The organism is Conyzicola nivalis (assembly GCF_014639655.1).
In the GTDB taxonomy this organism is placed as follows: Bacteria; Actinomycetota; Actinomycetes; order Actinomycetales; family Microbacteriaceae; genus Conyzicola; species Conyzicola nivalis.
In genome coordinates this window covers 2,088,910-2,113,394 of record NZ_BMGB01000001.1, presented here as the reverse complement: position 1 = coordinate 2,113,394, position 24,485 = coordinate 2,088,910, and the positions used below count along the sequence as shown (strand labels likewise).

The 24,485-nt window shown below is 68.5% G+C and carries 22 protein-coding genes and 3 tRNA genes; 19 read left to right on the top strand and 6 right to left on the bottom strand.

Annotated features, from left to right (window positions below; translation table 11 throughout):
- The first annotated feature begins 33 nt into the window (after positions 1-33).
- The 4 genes from IEV96_RS10440 (at position 34) to IEV96_RS10425 (ending at position 4,064) form a co-directional block, all read left to right on the top strand.
- Positions 34-366 carry a PLDc N-terminal domain-containing protein gene (locus IEV96_RS10440; protein ID WP_188510536.1) on the top strand — a complete coding sequence of 111 codons (333 nt, stop codon included), beginning with the start codon at positions 34-36 and terminating at the stop codon, positions 364-366.
- A complete protein-coding gene (menD, locus tag IEV96_RS10435) occupies positions 347-2,044 on the top strand; it encodes a 2-succinyl-5-enolpyruvyl-6-hydroxy-3-cyclohexene-1-carboxylic-acid synthase (protein WP_188510535.1) in 1,698 nt (565 codons plus the stop codon). Before IEV96_RS10440 ends, menD begins: the two co-directional genes overlap by 20 nt.
- 131 nt (positions 2,045-2,175) lie before the next feature.
- On the top strand, positions 2,176-3,000 hold the full coding sequence (locus IEV96_RS10430; RefSeq protein ID WP_188510534.1) for a polyphosphate kinase 2 family protein: 825 nt from the start codon (positions 2,176-2,178) through the stop codon (positions 2,998-3,000).
- Positions 3,001-3,044: 44 nt separating this feature from the next.
- Entirely contained in the window at positions 3,045-4,064 is a 1,020-nt protein-coding gene (locus tag IEV96_RS10425) for a hypothetical protein (RefSeq protein ID WP_188510533.1), read from the top strand.
- Between the two features lie 30 nt (positions 4,065-4,094).
- On the opposite strand, the gene IEV96_RS10420 is transcribed toward IEV96_RS10425, so the two are convergent.
- On the bottom strand, positions 4,095-5,321 hold the full coding sequence (locus IEV96_RS10420; protein ID WP_188510532.1) for an isochorismate synthase: 1,227 nt from the start codon (positions 5,319-5,321) through the stop codon (positions 4,095-4,097).
- 84 nt (positions 5,322-5,405) lie between these two features.
- On the opposite strand from IEV96_RS10420, the gene ubiE reads away from it, so the two are divergent.
- The 3 genes from ubiE to IEV96_RS10405 all read left to right on the top strand — a co-directional run bounded on the left by ubiE (position 5,406) and on the right by IEV96_RS10405 (position 8,707).
- Positions 5,406-6,161, top strand: a complete 756-nt coding sequence (gene ubiE, locus IEV96_RS10415; RefSeq protein ID WP_188511220.1) for a bifunctional demethylmenaquinone methyltransferase/2-methoxy-6-polyprenyl-1,4-benzoquinol methylase UbiE — start codon at positions 5,406-5,408, stop codon at positions 6,159-6,161.
- Positions 6,162-6,209: 48 nt separating this feature from the next.
- On the top strand, positions 6,210-7,295 hold the full coding sequence (locus IEV96_RS10410; RefSeq protein ID WP_188510531.1) for a polyprenyl synthetase family protein: 1,086 nt from the start codon (positions 6,210-6,212) through the stop codon (positions 7,293-7,295).
- 65 nt (positions 7,296-7,360) lie between these two features.
- Entirely contained in the window at positions 7,361-8,707 is a 1,347-nt protein-coding gene (locus IEV96_RS10405) for an FAD-dependent oxidoreductase (RefSeq protein ID WP_188510530.1), read from the top strand.
- Positions 8,708-8,720: 13 nt separating this feature from the next.
- Here IEV96_RS10405 and IEV96_RS10400 read toward each other — a convergent pair whose 3' ends face one another.
- From IEV96_RS10400 to IEV96_RS10390, 3 genes are all read right to left on the bottom strand, one after another.
- Entirely contained in the window at positions 8,721-8,927 is a 207-nt protein-coding gene (locus tag IEV96_RS10400; RefSeq protein ID WP_188510529.1) for a hypothetical protein, read from the bottom strand.
- A gap of 99 nt (positions 8,928-9,026) precedes the next feature.
- Positions 9,027-10,484, bottom strand: a complete 1,458-nt coding sequence (gene cls / locus IEV96_RS10395) for a cardiolipin synthase (RefSeq protein ID WP_188510528.1) — start codon at positions 10,482-10,484, stop codon at positions 9,027-9,029.
- A 60-nt stretch (positions 10,485-10,544) separates the two neighbouring features.
- Positions 10,545-11,033, bottom strand: coding sequence for a YajQ family cyclic di-GMP-binding protein (locus IEV96_RS10390; RefSeq protein ID WP_188510527.1), 489 nt, complete (start codon positions 11,031-11,033; stop codon positions 10,545-10,547).
- A 6-nt stretch (positions 11,034-11,039) separates the two neighbouring features.
- Between IEV96_RS10390 and IEV96_RS10385 the strand changes: the two genes are divergently transcribed.
- Positions 11,040-11,810: a lytic murein transglycosylase gene (locus IEV96_RS10385; RefSeq protein ID WP_188510526.1), complete on the top strand. Its 771-nt coding sequence runs from the start codon at positions 11,040-11,042 to the stop codon at positions 11,808-11,810.
- A gap of 127 nt (positions 11,811-11,937) precedes the next feature.
- On the opposite strand, the gene IEV96_RS10380 is transcribed toward IEV96_RS10385, so the two are convergent.
- Positions 11,938-12,954, bottom strand: a complete 1,017-nt coding sequence (locus tag IEV96_RS10380; RefSeq protein ID WP_188510525.1) for a LacI family DNA-binding transcriptional regulator — start codon at positions 12,952-12,954, stop codon at positions 11,938-11,940.
- A gap of 138 nt (positions 12,955-13,092) precedes the next feature.
- On the opposite strand from IEV96_RS10380, the gene IEV96_RS10375 reads away from it, so the two are divergent.
- The 3 genes from IEV96_RS10375 to IEV96_RS10365 all read left to right on the top strand — a co-directional run bounded on the left by IEV96_RS10375 (position 13,093) and on the right by IEV96_RS10365 (position 15,661).
- Positions 13,093-13,177: transfer RNA gene (locus IEV96_RS10375), tRNA-Tyr, on the top strand.
- A gap of 402 nt (positions 13,178-13,579) precedes the next feature.
- Positions 13,580-14,380, top strand: coding sequence for an inositol monophosphatase family protein (locus tag IEV96_RS10370; RefSeq protein ID WP_188510524.1), 801 nt, complete (start codon positions 13,580-13,582; stop codon positions 14,378-14,380).
- A 258-nt stretch (positions 14,381-14,638) separates the two neighbouring features.
- Complete coding sequence (locus tag IEV96_RS10365) at positions 14,639-15,661, top strand: M23 family metallopeptidase (RefSeq protein WP_188510523.1); 1,023 nt, start codon at positions 14,639-14,641, stop codon at positions 15,659-15,661.
- Between the two features lie 110 nt (positions 15,662-15,771).
- Here IEV96_RS10365 and IEV96_RS10360 read toward each other — a convergent pair whose 3' ends face one another.
- Entirely contained in the window at positions 15,772-17,505 is a 1,734-nt protein-coding gene (locus tag IEV96_RS10360) for a glycoside hydrolase family 13 protein (protein WP_188510522.1), read from the bottom strand.
- Between the two features lie 175 nt (positions 17,506-17,680).
- Here IEV96_RS10360 and IEV96_RS10355 point away from each other — a divergent pair, with 175 nt between their 5' ends.
- The 8 genes from IEV96_RS10355 (at position 17,681) to IEV96_RS10320 (ending at position 24,484) form a co-directional block, all read left to right on the top strand.
- Positions 17,681-18,661, top strand: coding sequence for a hypothetical protein (locus IEV96_RS10355; protein ID WP_188510521.1), 981 nt, complete (start codon positions 17,681-17,683; stop codon positions 18,659-18,661).
- Between the two features lie 3 nt (positions 18,662-18,664).
- Positions 18,665-20,239: an efflux RND transporter periplasmic adaptor subunit gene (locus tag IEV96_RS10350; RefSeq protein ID WP_229733221.1), complete on the top strand. Its 1,575-nt coding sequence runs from the start codon at positions 18,665-18,667 to the stop codon at positions 20,237-20,239.
- Positions 20,236-20,916, top strand: coding sequence for an ABC transporter ATP-binding protein (locus tag IEV96_RS10345; RefSeq protein WP_188510520.1), 681 nt, complete (start codon positions 20,236-20,238; stop codon positions 20,914-20,916). Before IEV96_RS10350 ends, IEV96_RS10345 begins: the two co-directional genes overlap by 4 nt.
- Positions 20,917-21,011: 95 nt before the next feature.
- Entirely contained in the window at positions 21,012-22,235 is a 1,224-nt protein-coding gene (locus tag IEV96_RS10340) for an ABC transporter permease (RefSeq protein WP_188511218.1), read from the top strand.
- Between the two features lie 83 nt (positions 22,236-22,318).
- Positions 22,319-22,390 (top strand) — tRNA-Thr (locus tag IEV96_RS10335).
- Between the two features lie 24 nt (positions 22,391-22,414).
- Positions 22,415-22,491: transfer RNA gene (locus tag IEV96_RS10330), tRNA-Met, on the top strand.
- Between the two features lie 161 nt (positions 22,492-22,652).
- A complete protein-coding gene (locus IEV96_RS10325) occupies positions 22,653-23,657 on the top strand; it encodes a ThuA domain-containing protein (protein ID WP_229733220.1) in 1,005 nt (334 codons plus the stop codon).
- Between the two features lie 86 nt (positions 23,658-23,743).
- The gene (locus IEV96_RS10320; RefSeq protein WP_188510519.1) at positions 23,744-24,484 is read left to right on the top strand and encodes an IclR family transcriptional regulator; all 741 of its coding nucleotides are present in this window, start codon (positions 23,744-23,746) and stop codon (positions 24,482-24,484) included.
- The last annotated feature ends 1 nt before the right edge of the window (position 24,485 follow it).

Sequence of the window (24,485 nt, the reverse complement as noted above, 5' to 3'; positions counted from 1 at the left end):
AGTGTAGGCAGCGCGAAGCCTAAGATTGACTGCATGGCTCGATTCCTCGTCATCCTCCCGTTCGTGGTGGTGGCCCTAGACGTCTTCGCCGTTGTCGACGTCATCCTCACCGAAACCCGTCGTGTGCGCGCCCTGAACAAAGTCGTCTGGGTCGTCATCATCGTGCTGCTGCCCGTCATCGGCGCCCTGCTCTGGTTCTTCCTCGGCAAAGAGCGCCAAGACCGCGGCGGCGAACCCCGCCAGGTCGCCCCCGACGACGACCCCAACTTTCTGAGAAACCTCCGTCGCGACGAGGAACAAGACGAGCGCATCCGCCGTCTCGAGCAGGAACTCGCCGAACTCGACGATGACCCACCCAAGGAGTAGCTCGCCGGCATCCCAGTTCGCGGTCGCGCTCCTCGACGAGTTCGTGCGCCTCGGGGTGCGCGACGTCGTATTGAGTCCCGGTTCCCGGTCGCAGGCACTAGCCCTCGCGGCCGCGGAACTCGAAGAGGCCGGGCGCATCCGTCTGCGCGTGCGCATCGACGAACGCGGCGCGGCGTTCCTCGCCCTCGGTCTCGCCGTCGAGACCGCGACGCCCGTGCTCGTCATCACGACCTCCGGCACCGCCGTCGCCAATCTGCACCCCGCCGTACTCGAGGCGCACCACTCGGGCGTCCCCCTCATCGTCGTGTCGGCCGACCGGCCGCCCGAGCTGCGCGGAATCGGCGCCAATCAGGCGACGACCCAGCCCGGCATCTTCGGACCGGCCCTGCGCGCGTCGTTCGACATCACCGCGCCGACCGGCGAAACGGGCGAGATCGAGGCCGCCCGTTCGGCGGCCGCGGCCGCGGTCGCCGCGGCTGGCACGTCGCCGATCACGACCGGGCCGGTGCACCTGAACATCGCGTTCGTCGAGCCGCTCTCGGCCATCGTGCCTCTGCCCGAGGAGCGCGAGCCCGTCGTCTACGCCCCGCCGCGGCTCGCCGGCGACCCGATGCCGGTGTTCCAGGCGCCCGGCACCGTCGTGGTCGCCGGCCACGGAGCCGGCGCGATCGCCGAGGCCACCGCCCGGGCGCTCGGCGCACCGCTGCTCGCCGAGGTGTCGAGCGGAGCCCACTTCGGCCCGAACCTCGTGGTCGCCTACCGCGAACTGCTCTCCGCCATCGAATTCGGCGAGCGTGTCGAGCGGGTCATCGTCTTCGGCCACCCGACGCTCAGCCGCGAGATCCCCGCGCTGATTCAGAGGCCGGATGTCGCGACCACCGTCGTGCGCTCGGCCGCCGTCGACGACTACAACCCGGGCCACGCCGTGGCGACGTTCGCCGACGCGATCCGTGTCGTCGGCGAGCCCGACAACTCGAGTGCCGGTCGCGCCTGGCTCGGCCGCTGGGTCACCACGAGCCGAGCGCTGCTCGAGCAGCAGGACTCGCCCGACGTCGACCTCGCCATCTCGGCCGCGCCCAAAGACCAGGCCGCGTTCTCGCGGCAGGTGCTCGCCGGGCTGCGCGCACCTGTCACCCGCCGCGCGCTCGCCGAAGCCGTCTGGCGCGTGACCTGGCCGCACGACCGGCTCGTGCTCGGCGCCTCGCGGCTGATCCGCGAGGCCGACCGGTTCGCGCCCGGCAAGAAGATCACCGTCCACGCCAACCGCGGTCTCGCCGGCATCGACGGCACGATCGCCACGGCCACCGGAATCGCGCTCGCCAGCCAGTCGCTCGAGGGTCCCACGGCCGGAGGGGTCACGCGCGTGCTGCTCGGCGACCTCACCCTGCTGCACGACGCCGGGTCGTTGCTCTTCGGTGTGGGCGAACCCCGACCGCGGCTGCAGGTGATCGTCGGCAACGACGGCGGGGGAACCATCTTCGACCTGCTCGAGGTCGCCGCCACAGCTCCACGCGGGCCGCTCGACCGGGTGATGTTCACGCCGCAGAGTGTGTCCGTCGAGCGGTTGGCCGCCGCGTACGGGTGGGAGTACCGCCACGTCGCGAACCGGGGCGAACTCGATTCCTCGCTCACGGCATCCGATACCCCCACCCTCATCGAGGTCCCGCTCGCCCGCTGACCCGTGTCGCGAACGCACCTGCGCTGTACCAAATGCAGGAGAAACCCGACCGAGTCACACGTTGGCGCGCGTCCCGGGGCCTCGCACGCGAAATCTCCTGCATTTGGTACGGGCGGAGCTAACGTTGCGGCATGAGTGAACTGCTGCGGGTGACACCCGGATTCGTGCTGGCCGACGTCGACGCCGACGGGGTGCCGGGCTTCGACGGCGGCAAGAAGGAGGGCGAGCAGGCTCTCGCCGACGGCGCGGCCGAGCTCGCCGACCTGCAGGAGCGCCTCTACGCGCAGAGCCTGTTCGGCGGCGGCAAGCGACTGCTGCTCGTGCTGCAGGCCATGGACACCGCGGGCAAGGGCGGCATCGTCGGGCACGTCGTCGGCCAGGTGAACCCGCAGGGCGTCAAGGCGTTCGCGTTCAAGGCGCCGACTGACGAGGAGAAGTCCCACGACTTCCTCTGGCGCGTGCGCAAGCAGCTGCCGCCGGCCGGGTTTCTCGGCGTGTTCGACCGCTCGCACTACGAGGACGTGCTCATCCACCGGGTGCGCGGCTTCTCCACGCCCGACGAGATCGAGAAGCGGTACGGCCTCATCAACGACTTCGAGGCGCAACTGGTGGCCGAGCAGACCACGATCGTGAAGGTGATGCTGCACATCTCACCCGACGAGCAGAAGAAGCGGTTGACCGCCCGGCTCGAGACCCCCGAGAAGAACTGGAAGTACAACCCGGGCGACGTCGACGAGCGCAAGCTGTGGCCGGCGTACCAGGACGCCTACCAGCGGGTCTTCGACGAGACGTCGACCCCGGATGCACCGTGGTTCGTGGTTCCCGCGAACCGCAAGTGGTACGCCCGCTTAGCGGTGCAGCGGCTGCTGCTCGACGCGCTGCGGGGCATGGGCCTCGAGTGGCCGGCGGCGGACTACGACGTCGAGGCGGAGAAGGAACGGCTCGCGAAAACCTGAGCCCGGCGCGGGTCGCGGGCCGGGCGCGTGCGTATGCTGAACCCGTGACGGGCAGCGGGGTGTCGAGACCGGGGGCGACCGACGCCGGAGACAGCACCGTACGACTGAGGGATGTCGCCCGACTCGACCGCGAGCACGGTACGCCGCTCGGGCAGCGCTGGTGGGTCACTTCGGTCGTCGTCGTCGTGTATATCGCGACGATGGTCGCCGTCATCGTCCTCCTCATCCCCGTCGCCGGGCTCGACGACGAGGTGGAAAGACGTGTATTCGGCGGGTTCTCCGTCGTCACGGCCGCCTACACCGGGCTACTGGCGTGGCTGATCTGGCGGAATGTGGCTCGCCGGGTGCGAATCGACAGACTCGCCGTGACGAACGGACTGGTCTATTCGCCGAGAGAACCGCTCGGCGGGTTCGCCGGTACGGCGACCGATCGGCCCGGCAACCAGATGGCGACCGACGTCGTCTCGTCGCCCTCGGGGGTGGTGGACGAGGGCGGGGATTTCACGGCGGCCACGTTCAGGCGCGGCTCGGGGCTTCACCCGCGTCGAGCGGCGTTCGTGCAGATGCGCCTCGACCGGGCCACGCCGCATATCGTGCTGCTCAACCGCCGGTCGCGGGTGTTGGGCGCATCCGGCTCCCGGTTCGTGTCGGGCCAGCGGCTCCGCTTGGAAGGCGACTTCGACCGCACGTTCACACTGTTGTGCCCGGCCGGATACGAGCGTGATGCGCTGTACATCTTCACGCCGGATGTGATGGCCGTCATGCTCGACGTCGCTCCCGACTGCGAGATCGAACTCGTCGACGGATGGCTCGTCGCCTACGTCGGCCGCCCGTGGCGGCTCTGGCGCTCGCGGGACTTCGCGGCCATGCTCTCGCTCGTGCACGCGCTCGGCCCCAAGGCCCGCAGCCAGACGCGCCGCTACCGCGACGACCGGGCGCCGATCGGAATCATCGGGGGTGTAGGCCGGCGTCTCCGCATGCGGCCCTCGGCGGGGGCCTTGATCTCGCTCGTCGCACCCGTGGCGCTTGGCGTCGTGGGCGTCGTCTCGCTGTTCAGCCCGTAAGCGTCGCGGCGTCGCACCGCCCGCGAGGTGCTAGCCGAACGCCTCGACGATCGGCCGGAATTTCATCTTCGTCTCGGCCAGCTCGCGGGCCGGGTCGGAGCCGTCGACGATGCCGCCGCCCGCGTAGGCGGTGACGCGTCCGGTGTGCGACACGTGCGCCGAGCGCAGCGCCACGGCCCACTCGCCGTCACCGTTCGCGCCGACCCAGCCGACCGGTCCGGCGTAGCGGCCGCGGTCGAAGGGCTCGAGCTCGTGGATCAGGTCGAGCGCCGCCTGGGTCGGCGCGCCGGCGACAGCAGCCGTGGGGTGCAGCGCGGCGATGAGGTCGAGCGAGGTCGAGCCGTCGCTCAGCGTTCCGGCGACGTCGCTCGCGAGGTGCCACAGGTTGGGCAGCTTGAGCGTGAACGGCTGGTCGCTCGCGGTGAGGGTGGAGCTGTGCGGAGCGAGGGCGGTGAGCACGCTGGTCAGCGCGTACTGGTGCTCGTCGAGGTCTTTGGTGGAGGTCGCGAGCGAGACCGCTGCGTCGTGGTCGGCCTGGGCGTCGGCGCCGCGGCTGATCGTTCCGGCGAGCACGCGGGCGCTCACGCTGCCGGCGTCGACGCGCACCAGGGTCTCGGGCGAGCTGCCGATGAAGCCGTTCACCGCGTAGGTGAAGCAGTCGGGGTAGCCGAGCGCGAGCGACGCCAGCACGAGGCGCAGGTCGGCCCCTTCGGGCAGGTGGCCGATGAGGTCGCGGGCGAGCACCACCTTGCGCACGTCGCCGGCATGGATGCGCTCGAGCGCCGTGTCTACGGCGGCGATGAACGCGTCGCCCTTCATGGCGCCGGGCAGCAGCGAGATGCGGTACTCCGCGCCGAACGCGTGCGGGCGGGGGAGGGGCGCATCCGAATTCACGCGGGTGATCCACGATGTCGCGCCCTTGCGGCCGACGATGACCGAGGGGACGATGAGCACGCTGGTCGCGGCCGAATGCTCGGAGAACGCGAAGCTGCCGAGGGCCACCAGACCCGTGCCGGGGATGCCCAGCGGGTCGACGATCGACGCGTCGGCGAGCACCTCGCGCCAGGCCGCCGCGGCGTCGGCCATGCGGTTCGGGCCGGTGAACTCGAGGCGCATCGCCTCGCCGATACCGGCGATGCCCTGGCCGCGACGGATGAACAGCAGCGGATCGCGGGAGTCGAGCAGCGGAATCAGGGGACCGATATCGTCGATCTGGATCGTTTCGACGGCCAGATGGGCGATGGATCCGGCAGGCATGCTCACCTCAACAGCGTACCCCCGCCCTCCACTCAGACAGCGAATCGCGTATCTCAGTAGACTTGGCGGGTGACTAAAGCCGACATGCAGAAGCAGCCCGACGAGGTAGCGAACATGTTCGACGGTGTCGCGAAGCACTACGACCGGACCAACAACGTTCTCTCGGCGGGCAATGCCCCGATTTGGCGCTTCGCAACTGTGCGAGCAATAAACCCGCAACCCGGGGAGCGCATCCTCGACATCGCCGCGGGAACCGGCACGAGTTCGGTGGCCCTCACCAAGACCGGCGCCACCGTAGTGGCCTTCGACTTCTCGCCCGGCATGATCGCCGAGGGCCGACGCCGCCACCCCGACCTCGAGTTCGTCGAGGGAAACGCCGAGCACCTGCCGTTCGGTGACAACGAGTTCGACGCCGTCACGATCAGCTTCGGCCTGCGCAACATCAACGATCCGAAGGCCGCGCTCGCCGAGATGTACCGCGTGCTCAAGCCCGGCGGACGCCTCGTGATCTGCGAGTTCTCGAAGCCGCCCCTCGCCCTGTTGCGTGTCGGGTACAACGCCTACCTCAAGTACGTCATGCCCGTCGTCGCCGGAGCCACCAGCTCGAACACGGCCGCCTACGACTACCTCGAGGAGTCGATCCGCGCCTGGCCCGATCAGGGCGAGCTCAGCCGCTGGATCCGCGGCGTCGGTTTCACCCGTGTCGCCTGGCGCAACCTCACCGCGGGCGTCGTCGCCCTGCACCGCGGTCGCAAACCCGAAGACGCCACGGTGCTCGCGTCGGTCGCCAAGCGCAAGAAGAGCGCGACCACCCGGTCGATCCCCGTCCAGCCCCAGTAACTTCGCCGAGACCGCACAACGGTTTCCCAGCAGAAAAACGGTCACAGAGTGAACGCCAGCGTTCCCCTTGCTCGCCGCAGGAACACCCTGAGCTCATCGCTCGGCCTGGGCGACAAGCTTTTCGCCTCGAGCGACGAGCGCAGGTTCGTGAAAGAGATCGAGGGTGGGCTCGACACCGTCGAGGACGGCCTCCTGGTCGAGATGTCGTTCGCGGACGATATGGCGGATGTCACGAGCCGCTACCTGCTCGAAGCGGGCGGCAAGCGCGTGCGCCCGTTGCTCACCCTGCTCTCGGCCCAGCTCGGCGACGGCAACAGCGAGCAGGTCTTCGCCGCGGCGAAGGCCATCGAGATCACCCACCTCGCCTCGCTCTACCACGACGACGTGATGGACGAATCGACCATGCGCCGCGGCGTCCCCACGGCGCAGGCCGTGTGGGGCAACTCGGTGGCCATCCTCACCGGCGACCTGCTGTTCGCCCGGGCGAGCAAGCTGGTGGCCAATCTCGGGGAACGCGTCATCCGGCTCCAGGCCGACACCTTCGAACGGCTGTGCCTCGGCCAGCTGCACGAGACCATCGGGCCGCGTGACGGCGAAGACGAGATCGCCCACTACATCCAGGTGCTCGCCGACAAGACCGGTTCGCTCATCGCGGCGGCCGCGGCGGTCGGCGTGATCACCGCGGGTGCGCCCGAGCGGTTCAACGCGCCCGTCGTCGAGTTCGGCGAGAAGATCGGCGTTGCGTTCCAGCTGATCGACGACATCATCGACCTCGCCGAGTCGGGCGAGGAGACCGGCAAGGTGCCGGGAACCGACCTGCGCGCCGGGGTCTCCACGCTCCCGCTGCTGTACCTGCGCCAGCTCGCGCTCACCGACGCCGATGCGGCCGCACTGCTCGCCCGCATCGAACGCGCCGTGGAAGCCATCGGACACGGGCTGTCGACGCCCGAGCTCGACGCCGACCTCGACGACGCGATCGACGAGCTGCGCGACCACGAGGTGACCGCGCGCACCCGCGCCGAGGCGCAGCGCTGGGCGAGCGAGGCCGTCGAAGCGCTGACCCCGCTGCCCGACGGTCCGGTCAAAAAATCGCTCACCCGCTTCGCCGACACGGTGGTCGAGCGGTCCAACTGAATCATTTCCCGGGGGTCGAGCCTGTCGAGATCCCACCAGCCCAATACGAACGGAACACATCCAACATGACCAAATTGCGATTGGCCATCGTCGGAGCCGGCCCCGCCGGTATCTACGCCGCTGACATTCTGCTGAAGGCGGAGAAGCAGTTCGACGTCTCGATCGACCTGTTCGAGCAGCTCCCCGCGCCCTACGGGCTCGTGCGCTACGGCGTCGCCCCCGACCACCCGCGCATCAAGGGCATCGTCAACGCCCTGCGCGACGTGCTCGACTCGGGCCAGATCCGCCTCTTCGGCAACGTGCTCTTCGGCCGCGACATCACGCTCGACGACCTCAAGAAGCACTACAACGCCGTGATCTTCTCCACCGGCTCGATCAAGGACGCGCCCCTCGTGATCCCCGGCGTCGACCTGCCCGGGAGCTACGGTGCCGCCGACTTCGTGAGCTGGTACGACGGGCACCCCGACTTCCCCCGCGAGTGGCCTCTTGACGCGTCATCCGTCGCGGTCATCGGCAACGGCAACGTCGCCCTCGACGTGGCGCGCATGCTTGCCAAGCACGCCGACAACCTGCTGCCGACCGAGATCCCCGACAACGTCTACCAGGGGCTCAAGAACTCCCCGGTCACCGACGTGCACGTGTTCGGGCGCCGCGGCCCCGCGCAGGTGAAGTTCTCGCCGCTCGAGCTGCGCGAACTCGGCGAGCTCGAGGACGTCGACATGATCCTCTACGACGAGGACTTCGACTACGACGAGGCCTCGAAGGCCGCGATCGCCAGCAACAAGCAGGTCTTCGTGATCGACAAGGTGCTCACCCAGTGGCGGGCACGCGAGACCGGAACGGCGTCGCGCCGTCTGCACCTGCACTTCCACGCCAAGCCGCTCGAAATCGTCGGCACCGACCGGGTCGAGGCGATCCGCTACGAGCGCACCGAGCCCGACGGCGCGGGCGGAACGCGGGGCACGGGCGAGATCCGCGAGATCCCGATCCAGGCGTTGTACCGCGCGGTCGGATACTTCGGCTCGCCGCTCGACGGCATCCCGTTCGACGAGAAGCGCGGCGTCATCCCCAACCGGGAGGGTCAGGTGATCGACGACAACGACGAGCAGATGTACGGCATCTACGCCACCGGCTGGATCAAGCGCGGACCGGTCGGTCTCATCGGCCACACCAAGAGCGATGCGATGGAGACCATCAAGCACGTGCTCAACGACCAGGCGAACTGGTGGGCGCCCGCCCACCCCGACGAGGAGTCGGTCGTCGAACTGCTCCGCAGCCGCGGTGTGGAGTTCACGAACCTCGACGGTTGGCACAACCTCGACCAGCACGAGCTCGGCCTCGGCGAGGCGGTCGGACGCACACGCGTCAAGGTCGTCGAGCGCGACGAGATGGTGCGCGTCTCGAACGTCTAGCGGGCTGTCACCGTCACTCGTCCGGGGGAACGTCGGTCGGCGAGTGGCGGTGGTAGTGCGGGTGCGGAACGCGCTGCCTGCGCTGGTGCGCCGAGAGCAGGATGGCGCCGCCGGTGGCCAGGACGAAGGCGAGCGCACACACGCTGGCGAGCCACCAGGTGAGCCCGTCGTTGTTCGTTGCGACGGTCTGGACGGCCGTGATGAGGTGATGGGAGGGCACGGGTTGCTCCCTTCTCTGCGCTGACTAGGGGCTGCAAGTGCTAGGAGAATAACATTCGCTTTCTGGCCGGCGCAACGGGTGGCGCGGCCGGTCGGCGGGTTACTGCACCGCGGCCGTGAGGCGGGCGACGTTGTCGAGCACGGCCGACGCTCGGTTGCGTGTCATCCACTCTTCAAGGTGCAGTTCGCGACTCGTATCGCGGTATTCCTGCTCGACCTTGCGCAGATCGTCGACGAACGACTTGCCGTGCACCATCACCGAGATCTCGAGGTTGAGGCTGAAGGAGCGCATGTCCATGTTGCTCGAGCCGATCACGGCGACCTCGTCGTCGATCGTGAAGAACTTCGAGTGCAACACGGTGGGCGCCTTGTAGAGCCAGATGCGCACGCCGGCCCGCAGCAGCGCCTCGTAATAGCTGCGCTGCGCGTGGTACACCACGGGCTGGTCGCCGATCTCCGACACGAAGAGCTGCACGTCGATGCCGCTCTGTGCCGCCGTGGTGATGGCGTAGAGCATCGACTCGTCGGGCACGAAGTAGGGCGAGGTGATGATGATCTTCTCCTGCGCCAGGTAGAGCAGCGAGTTGAACAAGCGCAGGTTGTTCTCGCCCTCGAAGCCGGGTCCGCTCGGGACCACCTGCGCGTCGAGGGTCTCGGAAACCAGCGGGCGGGGGACGGTGTTGGCCTCGCGCATGAGCAGTTCGCCGGTCTCGGTGTACCAGTCGGTGATGAACAGGGCGTTGATGCCCGCGACGATGGGGCCCTCGAAACGCACCATGAGGTCTTTCCAGTGCAGGCCGCGCCGCACGTTGCCCCGCTTGTTGTAGCTCGAGTCGACCACGTTCTGCGAACCGGTGAAGGCGACGTTGCCGTCGAGCACGAGGATCTTGCGGTGGTTGCGCAGGTCGGGACGCTGCCACTTGCCTCGCAGCGGCTGCACGGGCAGCATGAGCGACCAGTGCACGCCGGACTTGCGCAACCGGCGCAGCGTGCGGCGGTAGCCCACGGCGCGCAGCCCGGCGACGTGGTCGAGCAGCACGCGCACCTCGAGGCCGCGTTTGACGGCCGCCTCGAGCGCGTCGAAGAACGGTGCCGTGGTCTTGTCGAGCGCGAGGATGTAGAACTCGGCGTGCACCCACTTGGTGGCGGAGTTGATCGCCGCTGTCATCTCGACCAGCGTCTGATCGTAGGTGCCGAAGAGTTTGGCGGTGTTGCCTCCGACGAGCGGCATGGCGCCTAGGTGCCGGTTGAGTTCGACGACCGGGTCGAGCCACGGGTGGTCGTGCTTGACCTCCTCGACGCCCTCCGTCGTCTCGGTGATGAACGAGTTGATCTCCGCCTGCTTCTCGCGGCGGCCCTTCGGCAGGCGGCGGCTGCCGAGCAGCAGGAATAGGGCCACCCCGATGTAGGGCGGGAGGAAGAAGATCGCAAGCAGCCACGCGGTGGCCGTCTGCGGTCGCCTGTTGCGCGGAACATAGACGAGGCAGATCAGCCGGATGATGAAGTCGACGACGGCAAGAGCGACCACCACACCCGGCAGCGTCAGGAAACCGTCCATATGGTTCGCAGTCTATCGACGGCGTTCACCCCGTGGTGGGGCCGTCGATGAAATTCTTCGCTAGCGGAAGTTGACGAACTGGAGGGCGATGTCGAGGTCCTTGCCCCGGAGGAGCGCCATGACCGCCTGGAGGTCGTCGCGGCTCTTCGAGGTGACGCGCAATTCGTCGCCCTGGATCTGCGACTTGACGCCCTTCGGCGCCTCGTCGCGGATGATCTTGCTGACCTTCTTCGCGTCCTCCGACGAGATGCCGTTCTTCAGCGAGACCTCGATGCGGTATTCCTTGCCGCTCGGGTAGGGCTCGCCGGAGTCGAGGCTGCGCAGGCCGATGCCGCGCTTGATGAACTTCGCCTCGAGCACCTCGAGAACGGCTTTCACGCGCTCTTCCGCGCTCGCCTTGAGAAGCAGCTTCTCGCCGCTCCATTCCACGGATGCGCCGACGCCCTTGAAGTCGTAGCGCGTGGCTATCTCTTTCTGGGCCTGGTTGACGGCGTTCTCCGCCTCCATCTTGTCGACCTTGCTGACGATGTCGAATGTGGGATCTGCCATACCCCCATGGTAGAACGAGGGATGCCCGCTCGTCGCCACACCCGCATTCTGATCGGGGCGGGTGCGGCGGTCGTCGTAGCCGGACTCGTCGCGTTCTTCGCGCTCTCGCCCCTCTCGCCCGCCGCTGACGACGGCGAGGCGCTGCCCGCGCCGACCTGGGCGTCGCCGGCCGCACCTCCCGTGGAGGCGGCCGCGGTCACCGGGCCGGGTGTCGCCGGAACGGTCGACGCGGTCTGGCTCGCCGAGACGGCGGAGGCGACCGACATCCCCGAGCGCGCTCTCGCCGCCTACGCGGGTGTCGCCATCTCCAAGGCCGTGCAGATGCCCACCTGCGGGCTCGGATGGAACACCCTGGCCGCGATCGGCTACGCGGAAAGCCGGCACGGCACGCACGACGGGTCGACGGTCGGTGCCGACGGCACCGTGGCGCCCCCGATCTTCGGCATCGCCCTCGAGGGCGGCGCGACCGAGCACATCCCCGACAGCGACGCGGGGGCGGTCGACGGTGACGCCGAGTTCGACCGCGCCGTCGGGCCGATGCAGCTGATCCCGCAGACCTGGCGCAATTGGCATGTCGACGCGAGCGGCGACGGCGTCGAAGACCCCCAGAACTTAGACGACGCCGTCGCGGCATCCGCAAATTATCTGTGCCGCGCCAGCGGCGACATGGCTCACGAGGCGGGCTGGGCCGCGGGAATCGCCGCCTACAACTCCGACCCCGCCTACGCGGTGATCATCGCCGAGACGGGCAGCCGCTACCGCTCGCTGTCGCAATAGCGGGGCCGGGCTACCATCGTGGGTATGGACTTCGCCCCGTTTATCATCCCGATCCTGCTCGTCGTGGTCGGCTTCGCGGGCAGCATCTACGGCATCCGCATGCGTCGACGGGGCCGCGGACTGTAACTCAGCTCCGCCGCGGGGCCGCGGTGCTCGAGCGCACGATCAGCTCGAACCGCAGGGGGAAGTTCTCGGCCGGCGTGCGCCGGGCCGGGTGCAACTGGTCCATCAGGATCTCGACGGCCCGCCGACCCTGCTCGGCCGGGTACTGCGCGACCGTGCTCAGGCCGAAGAACTCGGCGAGCTCGTGGTCGTCGATGCCGATCACCGAGACGTCTCCCGGCACACTCAGCCCGAGGTCGCGCGCCGCGAGGATGGTGCCGATGGCCATCTCGTCCGAGGCGGCGAACACCGCCGTCGGCCGCGTGCGCGGGTTGCCGAGCAGCCGGGTGGCGGCGCGGTAACCGCCCTGCAGGGTGAAGTCGGCCTCGGCGAACAGCGCGGGGTCGGCCGGGATGCCGTTCGCCCCGAGCGCGGCCTCGTAGCCGACGCGCCGGTTCGTCGGCAGGTGGAAGTCGAGCTCGACGTCGTCGTTGCCACCGATGTGCCCGATCGAGCGGTGCCCGAGCGACAGCAAGTGCTCGGTCGCGAGGCGCGCCACCCGCACGTCGTCGATGCTGAGTGTCTGTACGCCGGGCAACGGTCCGCCGACGCCCACGATCGGTTTGTTCATGTCGAGCAGACTGCCCACCTCGCTCGCGGTGAGTTCGAGCGAGACGGCGATGACGGCGTCCACCCGTTTGCGCAGCAGGAAATGCTCGAAGACGCTGCGCCGCTCGTCGCCGCTGCCGCTCAGGTTGTAGAGCGTGAGGTCGTAGCCGTGGCTGAGTAGTGACTGCTCAGCGCCCTCGACGACCGAGCTGAAGAACCAGCGGTTGAGGAAAGGGATGACGACGCCGATATTCTTCGTGCGGCCCGTCGCGAGGCTCGAAGCATTGGAGGACACGACGTAGCCGAGTTCGAACGCGGCGGCCTTGACGCGCGACTTGGTGGTGTCGGAAACGTGGCCGTTCCCGCTGAGAGCGCGGGAGACGGTGGCGGTCGAAACGCCGGCGAGCAGCGCGACTTCGTTGATTCCCGGCACTGGGCCCACCTCCCTTGGCACAGCGATACTATCGGCCCGCGCTCGCTCGGCGGCGGATGTGATTTTGACGAGGCGAAAGTCAGGCTATTCTTGTTCAGCGCCTTCGGTCAGATGAATACATGTGGACGGGAGCGCCCTGGCGAGTTACCCAAGCGGCCAAAGGGATCTGACTGTAAATCAGACTGCATCGCATTCGGGGGTTCGAATCCCTCACTCGCCACCAGAGGATCTGGAAAAGGCGCCGACGAGAGTCGGGGCCTTTTGCGTGCGCCGTTCGACAGGGCGCCGGGTGCAGGATGCCGCGGTCTGTCCTGTTGACGGAGCGCGAGCGCGAATCGCTCCTGTCGAGCAGAAACGGCGGCGCCGCGAAGAGGGGGAAGGGCTCGGATGCCCGCGCCAGGGAAGTGGCAGCGGGCATCCTGCGTGACCATACGGGCAGGTCAACGCCTTCAGCCAGGACATCGCCACCTAGGGGAGAGGCGGGTCAACTGAACTAGCTAGTTGCGATCTTCTCCGGGGGAAGTCGATCGCTCAGATCAGGGTACACGTTTTGTCGGCACTTATGCCGACACGCGGAGGAAATCTCTTTCACTGTTCTGAGGGCCCGATTCGGTAGCCTCGACGCATGCCGAACGACGAACTCTTGAGCCTAGCGCGGGACCTCGCGATCACGGCAGGCGGTCTCGCACGACGACGCCGCGTCGAGGGGGTCGAGATCGCCGATCACAAGTCCAGCCCGGTCGACGTGGTCACCCAGGCCGATCGGGAGACCGAGACCCTCATCCGGTCGATGCTCGCGGACGCGCGGCCCGACGACGGCTTCCTCGGCGAGGAGGGCGGGGCGGGCACGGGCTCGAGCGGGCTCACCTGGGTGGTCGACCCGATCGACGGAACCGTCAACTACTTCTACGGGATTCCGCACTGGGCGGTGAGCATCGCAGTGGTCGAGGGCGAGCCCGATCCGCTCACCTGGCGGGCGCTCGCCGGATGTGTCACGAACCCCATGACCGGGGAGGTGTACACCGCGTCGGAAGGTGGCGGCGCGTTCTCGGGAAATCAGCAGCTTCGCGTCACGGAGGCCGCATCCCTCGCCCAGTCCCTCATCGGAACCGGCTTCGGATACGAGTCGGCGGTGCGCGCGAAACAGGGCGCGGTGGTGGCCGGACTGCTGCCATTGGTACGCGACATCCGCAGGTTCGGCACGGCCTCGCTCGACCTCTGCGCGGTCGCGACCGGCCGCCTGAACGGCTATTTTGAGCGCGGACTCAAACCCTGGGATCACGCTGCCGCCGCACTGGTCGCACGCGAGGCCGGAGCGGTCGTCACGGGGGCCGCAGGGGCGCCCGCGAGCGCCGAATTTCTGCTCGCCGCGCCACCCGAGCTTGCCTCGACTCTAGAGGCGGTGCTGGCACAGCTGGACGCGTGACCCACACTGGGGTGGCAGAACCATGCGTTTGCAGCTAAAGTTTATACATCCGTTACCTTTGTGGCCCGATGCCCGTTGAGTAGCTACCCGAGGAATAGAGCCTTTTCGCCAACGGCGAGGCCGCTTTTTAGAGGAGTAAACCGCGATGAACGTACGTAATGCCGTCGTGCTGCGCGCCTCCTTCCGTTCGACGATCGGTTGCCCCGTATCGTGACGAATGATTCATCCGCTCCCCTGACGCGGCGACAGTTGCGTGCCATGGAAGCAGCCGCCGCCGGCGTGCCCGCTGTTCCCACTCCCGCCATCTCGTTACCACCGCTCGACCAGCACGTCACCGTCGCACCGTCGCTCGCCGACGACACCGTGGCCGAAGCACCCGTCGATGACCCCTTCCTGTTGAGCCTCTTCTCCGCAGACGAAGAGCCGGTTCATCCGGAAGCGATCCCCATCGTGGTCGGCACCAAGATCAAAGGCAGCCGCCGCGTAGAACGCGCCGCGCGCCGCGCCGAGGCTCCGCCCAAGGTGCGCATCACCAAGATGCCGAAGCTCGCCCGCAAGGCGAAGCCCGCGAAGAAGTCTCGCCCGGCATCCACCCTTCTTTCCGTCGGAGCCCTCCTGTTCTCGGGTGCCCTGCTCGTGGGCACGACCGTTCCCGCCAACGCCTTCATCACTTTCGCCGACGAGCCCGTGGGCGGCGCCGGCGGCTCGAGCATCTCCGACTCGGGACCCGGGCAGACCGTCGAGGTCGCAGCCGACGCCACGGTCAGCGCGCTCACCCGCGACGCCTTCACCGTCACCTCCTACGCCGAAGTCACCCGCGAGAAGTACGGCACGCGCGCGTCGACGTTCGTGCCGACCACCGGCGCGGTCCGTTGGCCCTTCCCCTATGCCACGCCGATCAGCTCGGGCTTCGGCAGCCGCGTGGCTCCGTGCCGCGGCTGCTCCAGCCAGCACCACGGTGTCGACTTCACCCCGGGCTCGGGAACGCCGATCTACGCGGTCGCCGACGGTGTCGTGACCGAGTCGACCTTCGGCGGATCCTTCGGCCAGCACGTCTACCTCGACCACGTGATCAACGGCCAGAAGGTCGAAAGCGTCTACGGCCACATGATCGCCGGATCGAGCCCGCTCGTCGCCGGCCAGACGGTCAAGGTGGGCGACCTCATCGGACTCGTCGGGTCGACCGGCGCGTCGACCGGCGCGCACCTGCATCTCGAGATCCACCTCGACGGCGTGTTCGTCGACCCCTTCGCCTGGCTCACCGCCAACGCGGTCAACTAGCGCGGTGGAGCTTTGGCAAACGCGTCAGCGTTTGCGCGACCCCAGCGCCGACTGAGCCTGCGAAGGAGGGTCTGCGAGCCGCGTGAAACTGCCGCGGCCCGCAGTTCTGGCTAAAGCGTCAGCCAGACCGTCGTGTCCGCGGGCAGCGAGCCGCCGGTGACCGGGCCGCTCGCGGCGAGCACGGTGCCGATCGGCAGCTCCACCGGCACCTGGCCGGTGTTCGCGATCACCGTGATGCCGGCGTTGGTGAACGCCACGACGGACTCGCCGAGCCCGGTGATCCACTCGAGGGTGCCCATGCCGAGGTCGCTCTCGCGGCGCAGGGCGAGCAGCCTCGTGTAGAGCTCGAGCGTCGAACCCTCGACGCCGAGCTGGGCGTCGCGCGCGTAGCCCGCCCACTCCGCGGGCTGCGGCAGCCAGCTCTCGCCGGTCGCGTTGAAGCCGAAGGCGGGTGCGTCCGCTTCCCAAGGGATCGGCACGCGGCATCCGTCTCGTCCGTAACGCTCCCCGTTGGTGCGGAACCACGTCGGGTCCTGGCGGGAGTCGTCGGGCAGGTGGATGGCCTCGGGCAGGCCGAGTTCTTCGCCCTGGTAGACGTAGGCGCTGCCAGGCAGGCCGAGCATCAGCGCCGTGGCGGCGCGGGCGCGGTGCAGACCGAGGTCGGTGTCGGGCAGGCCGGCCGACTTGGGGCCGATCCCGGCGCCCTGCGGGTTCTCGGCGGTGAGGGCGAGGCGGCTCGCATGGCGCACCACGTCGTGGTTCGAGAGTACCCAGGTGCTGGGCGCCCCGACCCCCGCGAACGCGGAGATCGACTCGTCGATGATGCGGCGCAGGGCCGGGCCGGTCCACGGGGTCTCGAGGTAGCTGAAGTTGAACGCCTGGTGCATCTCGTCGGGACGCACCCAGCGGGCGAGCTTGGTGAGCGGTTCCACCCAGGCCTCGGCGCACAGCACGCGGTCGCCGTCGTAGGCGGCCAGCACGGTGTGCCAGTCGCGGTAGATCTCGTGCACGCCGTCCTGCGCCCAGAACGGAGCGGTCTCGCCGTCGTCCGAGTGGTCGCTGATGCCGGGCTCGAGCGCGACGCCCTCGGCGTTCGACCCGCTGCCGCCCATGCTGCCGCCGGGCTTCGGCGTGAAGTCGGGAAGGCCGGGCGCCTTGATCATGCCGTGGGCCACGTCGACACGGAAGCCGTCGACGCCGCGGTCGAGCCAGAAGCGCAGGATGTCGCGGAATTGCTCGCGCACCCAAGGGTTCTCCCAGTCGAGGTCGGGCTGCGACGAGTCGAACAGGTGCAGGTACCACTGGCCGGGGGTGCCGTCGGGCTCGGTCAGTCGCGTCCAGGCGGGACCGCCGAAGACGGATTCCCAGTTGTTCGGGGGCAGCTCTCCGGATGCGCCCTTCCCGTCGCGGAACATGTAGCGGGCGCGTTCGGTCGACCCGGCCGGCGTGGCGATCGCTTCGCGGAACCAGCGGTGCGCGTCGGAAGTGTGGTTGGGCACGATGTCGACGATGACGCGCAGGCCGAGCTCATGGGCCCGGGCCTGCATGGCGTCGAAGTCGGCGAGGGTGCCGAAGAGCGGGTCGACGTCGCAGTAGTCGGCGACGTCGTAGCCGGCGTCCTTCTGCGGCGAGGTGTAGAAGGGGGAGAGCCAGATCGCGTCGACGCCGAGCGCCGCGAGCGAGTCGAGGCGCGCGGTGATGCCGGGAAGGTCGCCGACGCCGTCGCCCGTGAGGTCGGCGAACGACCTCGGGTAGATCTGGTAGATCACGGCGCTGCGCCACCACTCCGTGCCGGGGGCGGAGGCGGTTGCGGACACGACGGTGGACTCACTTGCGATTGTCATTCGCCAAGCCTAATAGCGGAAAGTGAAACGGTGACGGTACGACCAGACCGCGTCGCTCGTGACCGGGTTAGCGCTTTCGGATGATATCTGCGCCCGAGATCAGTCTCAAGGATGACGAGTTTTCCTTGCGTCGCTCAGTACGGTGATACCACCAACCACAGTCGAAGGAATTCTCATGCGCACACGCCTGCTCCCGACCAGCGTCGTCCTCGCCCTGGCCGCCTCCCTGGCGCTCGCCGGGTGCACCGCCGGCGGCGGAGCCGGGGGCGGCGACCTCGACCCGGAGAAGACGCCGATGATGGAGTACTACGACGCGATGTACGGCGGCTACGACGAGAAAGAGGCGGCCGCCCAGCAGAAGCAGGTCGAAGAACTCGTGTCGACCTGCATGGCCGACGAGGGCTTCGACTACACGCCCGTCGACCAGTCGCAGTACCAGGGCATGTCGTTCGACGACGAGGACCGCGACACCGAGGAGTGGGTCGCCGAGCACGGCTACGGCATGAACCAGACCCCCGAAGAGCAGGAAGAGATGAACGCCCAAGCGGAGGACTTCGTCGACCCCAACCAGGGGTACGTGGAGGCGCTGTCGACCTCCGAGCAGGAGGCCTACTACGAGGTGCTCTACGGACCCGGCCCGAGTGACGAAGAAATGGCCGCGATGGAGGACGGCGACGGCAGCTACGAATACGACTGGAAGACCGCCGGCTGCCAGGGTGCCGCCCAGCACGAAATCACCGGAGACGACCTGACCCAGAGCGAGAAGTACAAGCCGCTCATGGACGAGATCAACTCCATGTGGGAGAAGCAGCAGAAGGCCCCCGCAATCGTGAAGCTCGAAGCCGAGTGGGCGGCGTGCATGGCCGACGCCGGATGGTCCGACTTCAAGAAGAAGGAGGATGCCATGAACGAGGTCAACGAGGCATCCAACGCCTACTGGGAAAAGGGCGCGACGGAAGAGCCCGACGACGCCCTCAAGGCCGAGTGGCGCGAGCACGAGATCGAGGTGGCCCTCGCCGACTTCAAGTGCGCGGAGAAGGTGGACTACCAGAACACGTACCTCGCGGCTCAATACGAGTTCGAGAACCAGTTCATCGCCGACCACAAGAGCGAACTCGACGCCATGGTCGCCGACATCGCCCAGGCCAAGAAGTAGACCGTGGCACTGCCATTCAGAAAACGTCCGACGGCCGAGCCCGCCGCCGGCTCCGCACTCGAGGTAGCCGACACCGAGACCGGAGTGCCCTCGCGCACCCAGGGGTGGGCCCGCCTGCTGCGCGGCAACAAGACGATGTGGGTCGTCGCGGCGGTAGCGGTCGTCTCGCTCGTCGCGGGCCTCGCGCTCGGCCAGTTCATCGTCTCGCCCGGACAAGCGGCTGCCGACGCCGAGGGCCCGAAGGCCGGCCTGATCACCGTTCCGATCGAGAGCCGACAGCTCGCGAACGACGTCACGATCCGCGGCGACGCAACCTACGCCGACTCGGTCGAGGTGAAGATCGAGACGGGCGAACTCGGGGGTCCGGCCGTCGTCACGGGCCAGGTGCCCGAGGTCGGATCGACGTTCGACGCGGCATCCGTCGCTCTGGAAGTCACCGGACGACCCGTCATCGTCTTGCCGGGCGACCTGCCCGTGTACCGCACGCTGCGAGTCGGCGTCTCCGGTCCCGATGTCACCCAGCTCAAGCACGCGCTCAACGCCGTGGGCATCAACCCCGGCTCGGTCGCCTCGCCGATGTACGACGCCGCGACCTCGACCGCGGTGGCCGCGCTCTACGCCAAGGTCGGCTACCCGCTGCCCAGCTCGGGCGAGGAGACCGGCGACATGCTGCGATCGGCGAAAGACGCGGTGAGTGCTGCCGAGACCGGCCTGAAGACGGCAGAACACGACCTCGCCGTCGCGAAGGGCGGAGCGAACTCGATCGAGCGCGCGGAGCAAGACAAGAATGTGCGCATGGCGCAGCGGGCCGTCGACGATGCCCGAGCGAATCCCGAATCCACCCCCAGTGACGTCGCGAACGCCGAAGACGCGCTCTCGGTCGAGTACACCAAGCGCGACGCCCTGCTGGCCGTGCCCGACGTGAACGCTGAAGCCGCGGCGGTTGCAGCCGCCAAGCAGCAGGTAGCGTCAGCAAAAGAGGCGCTCGGCTCGGTGACCAATGACACTCTCACCTTCCTCCCCGCGAGCGAGGTGCTCTACCTGCCCGGCCTGCCGCGTCGTGTCGACGAGGTCACGGTCGAGCGCGGCTCCACCATCTCTGCCGCGGTCATGCGCGTGTCGGGCGCTTCCCTCGTGATCTCCGGATCCGCGACGGAGGCCGACGCGAAACTGCTCAAGGAGGGCGACGCCGCCGTGCTGGCCATGCCCGACGGCAGCCAGCATCCCGCGACCGTCGCGTCGGTGGCTCCCGCGGAGGCGGCGGAAGGCTCCACCGAGTCGGCCGGACGCTACACGGTGGTGCTCACCCCCGCCGAACTCAGCGACGAACAGCTGCAGGCGCTGCAGGGCAACAACGTGCGGGTGAGCATCCCCGTGTCGTCGACGGCGGGCGAAGTGCTCGCCGTGCCGCTCGCCGCCCTCACCGCCGGACCCGGCGGGGAGTCGCGCGTCGAGATCGCCACGGGTGACGACGACGAGACCCGGTTGGTCGAAGTGACGAGCGGCCTCGCGGCAGACGGCTACGTGGAGATCAGCGGCGACATCGCCGAGGGCGACCTCGTCGTGGTCGGCCGGTGACGCGTCCTCCCGTCGTCGAACTCATCGACGTGACACGGTCGTTTCCTGGCCCGCCCGAGGTGCAGGCGCTCAAGTCGGTCAACCTGCGCGTGGAGAGCGGCGACTACCTGTCGATCGTCGGGCCCAGCGGTTCGGGCAAGTCGACCATGCTGAACCTGCTCGGGCTGCTCGACCGGCCGAGCGTGGGCGAGTACTACCTCGACGGTGCCTCCACCGGTGCGCTCGACGAAGAACAGCGCGCGGCCCTGCGGGGCGGCAAGATCGGCTTCGTCTTCCAGTCGTTCCACCTCATGCCACACCGCTCCGTGCTCGACAACGTGCTGCTGGCCACGCTCTACAGCGGGGTCCCGCGCGCCGAACGCGAGTCGCGCGCCCGCGCCGCCATCGACCGGGTGGGTCTCTCGCACCGCGTCGACTTCACGCCGGGCACGCTCTCGGGCGGAGAACGCCAACGCGTCGCCGTCGCCCGGGCCGTGGTCGGCTCACCAGAACTGCTGCTCGCCGACGAACCGACCGGTAACCTCGACGCGACCACCTCGAGCGAGGTCATGGACCTGTTCGAGGAACTCAATTCCGACGGCCTCAGCCTCGTTATCATCACGCACGACCGCGCCGTCGCCGAACGCGCGGAACGCAGCATCCGCATCACCGACGGCCGACTGATGGAGCTCGCGTGAAAATCGCGTTGCGGCGGAAGTCGAAGACGGTGTCGGACGAGGTGCCGGATGACACGGTCGAAGCACTCGAACCCGGGTGGGGTGCGCCGCCCGCCATGGCGCGCGCCGACCGCTTCTCGCTGCAGGACCTGCTGGTCGAGGCGAGCTACGGCATAGGCGCCAAGCCGAGCCGGCTCATCATGACCACCCTCGGCACGGTGCTCGGCATCGCGTCGCTCGTGGTCACCGTGGGCTTCGCCCAGACCGCGGCCGGGCAGATCGCGAACCAGTTCGACGCGGTCGCCGCGACCCAGGTGCTGGTGGAACCGGCCACGGCCAGGTCGGGCAGCGGGTCGGAAGTCGCGACGGGAACCCTGCCGTGGGACGCTCCGCAACGCGTCGAACGCCTCGCCGGGGTGGAACGCGCGGGACTCGTGGCCGAGGTGGACGTGAAGGAGGCGCCCGTGACATCCGTGCCCGTGAACGACCCGTCCGCGGCGGCCCTGCTCAGCCCGGCGGTCGTCGCGACCACCGCCGACCTGCTCGAGGCGGTGCGCGGCTCCGTTGTCACGGGGCGCTACTTCGATTCCGCTCACGACGAGCGCGGCGACCACGTGGCCGTGCTCGGGCAGCGGGCCGCCGACCAGCTGGGCATCAACCGCGTCGACAGCCAGCCGTCGATCTTCATCGGCGAGACCTCGTACACGGTGATCGGCATCATCGAGGGTGTCGAACGCCGGTCCGACCTGCTCGACTCGGTAATCCTGCCGATGGGAACCGCCAGGAACGACTTCGACGTGAGCGCGCCCACGGAGTTGCACGTGCAGATCGCCACGGGGGCGGGAACCCTGGTGGCCCGCCAGGCACCGATCGCTCTCTCGCCGAACGAGCCGGAGAACTTCACGGTGACGGCGCCGTCGGGCAGGTCCGACCTGCAAGACGATATCCAGGCCGACGTGAACATCGTCTTCCTCATCCTCGGTGGCATCGCGCTGCTCGCCGGCGGGCTCGGTATCGCCAACGTGACCATGCTCTCGGTGATGGAACGCATCGGCGAGATCGGCCTGCGCCGCGCGCTCGGGGCGACCCGCCGCAACATCGGGATGCAGTTCATGGTGGAGTCGGTGGTGATCGGGCTGCTCGGCGGGCTCATCGGTTCGGCGCTCGGTGTCTTCGCTGTGGTGATCGTCTCGGTCGCCCAGGGCTGGACGCCGATCCTCGACCCGTGGCTCGCAATCGGGTCGGCGCTGCTCGGTGCCGTCGTGGGACTCGCGGCCGGCGCGCTGCCGGCCCGGCGGGCGTCGAACATCGAACCGATCACGGCCCTGCGCGGTTCGTAACGTCGTGGCGTCCACCGCGTGCAGGAACAGTGCCCGGCGGATGCTAGTCTCTTACGGTGCCAAACCGATGAAGATCGTTTTGTGCCCCCTTAGCTCATTGGTAGAGCACTTCCTTGGTAAGGAAGAGGTAGTGGGTCCGATTCCCACAGGGGGCTCCGTGATCGCTTCGGCGGTTACATGGCTGAGTAGCTCAGTTGGTTAGAGCGCACGACTCATAATCGTGAGGTCGCGGGATCGTACCCCGCCTCAGCTACCACACGTCGGTCTCAGACCGGCCCCCCTCGATCAGGCCGGATCGCCCGCGGGCTTACTGGATGGAACGGGCTTTGCCCCATCCGTTTCTGCGCGCCTAGATTCGCACCAGCCTCCGGGCGTCGATGGCCGGGGAGCGCACGCACAACGATCAAAGGAGATCTCGTGAAATCGCTACTACGGTCCGGCGTCGCGCTCGTCGCCGCGGCAACCCTCGGCGGAGGGATAGTGCTCACAACCGCCGGGATCGGCACAGACAGGGATGGCGACCGCGGCTGGGGCGACCGCCACGGAAACAACGGACGACCGGCCACCGCCAGCCAGATCTATCAGGACGAAATCAAGGACTACGGCGTCTGCCGCGGCACCGATGCCGTCTGTTACAACAACTGGGGCAACGGCTGGGTGGAGGGCGAGGCGAAGCGCATCCTCGTCTGGAGCCGTACCGCCGGCCCGCGCCACGCGCACCTCGGCACCCCTCTCGCGCCTGGGCTGAACCCGCCGCTGAATGCCGACAACATCGCGCAGGCCGGGTTGAAGGCGTGGGCGGAGGAACGTGGGATCGCCGTCGACTACACCGAGGACCTGGCCAGCTTCAGCCGTCTGAACCAGTATCAGGCGGTCGTGTTCCTCAGCTCCAACCGCGACACCCTCGATGACACGGCGCAGACGAACCTCATGCAGTACGTGCGCGGCGGGGGCGGGTTCGTGGGGATCCACAACGCTTTCGGCGCCGAGTACCACTGGCCCTGGTACGAGGGACTGCTCGGCGGGGCGAACTTCTACGACCACGCTCCCAACCGGCCAGGCACGGTGGAGACCATCAACCGCAGGGACGTCTCAACCTCGTTTATGCCGCGCACCTGGGCCTTCACCGACGAGTGGTACAACCTCGTGCCCTACCCGAGCTACGTCAACGTGCTGCTCGAGGTGGATGAGAAGACCAGCCTGAACGGGCGGCCGACCGGTCACCCGGGCCATGGCAAGGAGCACGCCGTCAGTTGGTGCCACTACTACGACGGGGGCAAATCGTGGCTGACCACGCTCGGCCACGACGCGGCGGCGTGGACCGACACTCCGCTGCCCGGCGACGATCTCTTCAAGCAGCACGTGATCGAGGGGCTGGAAAGCACCATGGGCATCAAGCCCTTCTGCACTCCCACGAGGTAGTGCGGCGGTGTCGGGGCGGGACCAAGGCGTTCCACTCAGCGGAACAGTCCCGCCCCGACGTGCCAGCGCGGTCGATACTGGACGACATGCGAACCGCTCAGGGCGATGAGCCGGTGTCGGTGCTCGACCGGATCATCGCGATCGTCGAGGCCGTGCGTGAGTGCGGCGGGTGCGCCACGGTCATGGAGCTCGCCCGGACCACGGGGATCCCCAAGTCCACGGCCTCGCGAACCGTGGCCGAACTCGTCCGGCGGGGCTACCTTGAGCGCACCGAGGCCGGGGTCGTCATCGGCCTGAGACTGTTCGAACTGGGCGCCAGGGCGACCACGCCCCGCCGTCTCGGCGCGGCCGCGCTGCCCGTGCTCGCGGAGCTCTTCAACGCCACCGGCGAGCATCTCAACGTCGCGGTGCAGGACGGGCGGGACATGGTCTCGGTGATCTCCGTGCGTGGCCGCCTGCGGCCCGCGCCCTCCCGCGCCGGCGTGCGGGTGCCCGCGGCGACGACCGCGCTCGGCAAGGCGTTCCTGGCGTTCACGACCGACGAGTCCGCCGTGCGCGACATCACCGGAGGCCTCGACAGCCGGGGCCGTTACCAACTCGAATGCGAGCTCGCCACCGTGCGTTCGTGTGCCGTCGCCATCGACCGGTGCGAGACCTTTCCGGGGGTGGTCGGCGTCGCGAGCCCGATCCTGTCGCCGCAGCTCGTGCCCGTCGCCGCGATCTCCGTCGCCGGTCCGGTGCGCGAGATGGACGCCGACCGCATGATGCCCCTCGAGCGCCATGCCGCCCTCGCCCTCACCCGGCGACTCGCGCTGCAATCGGTGTGAC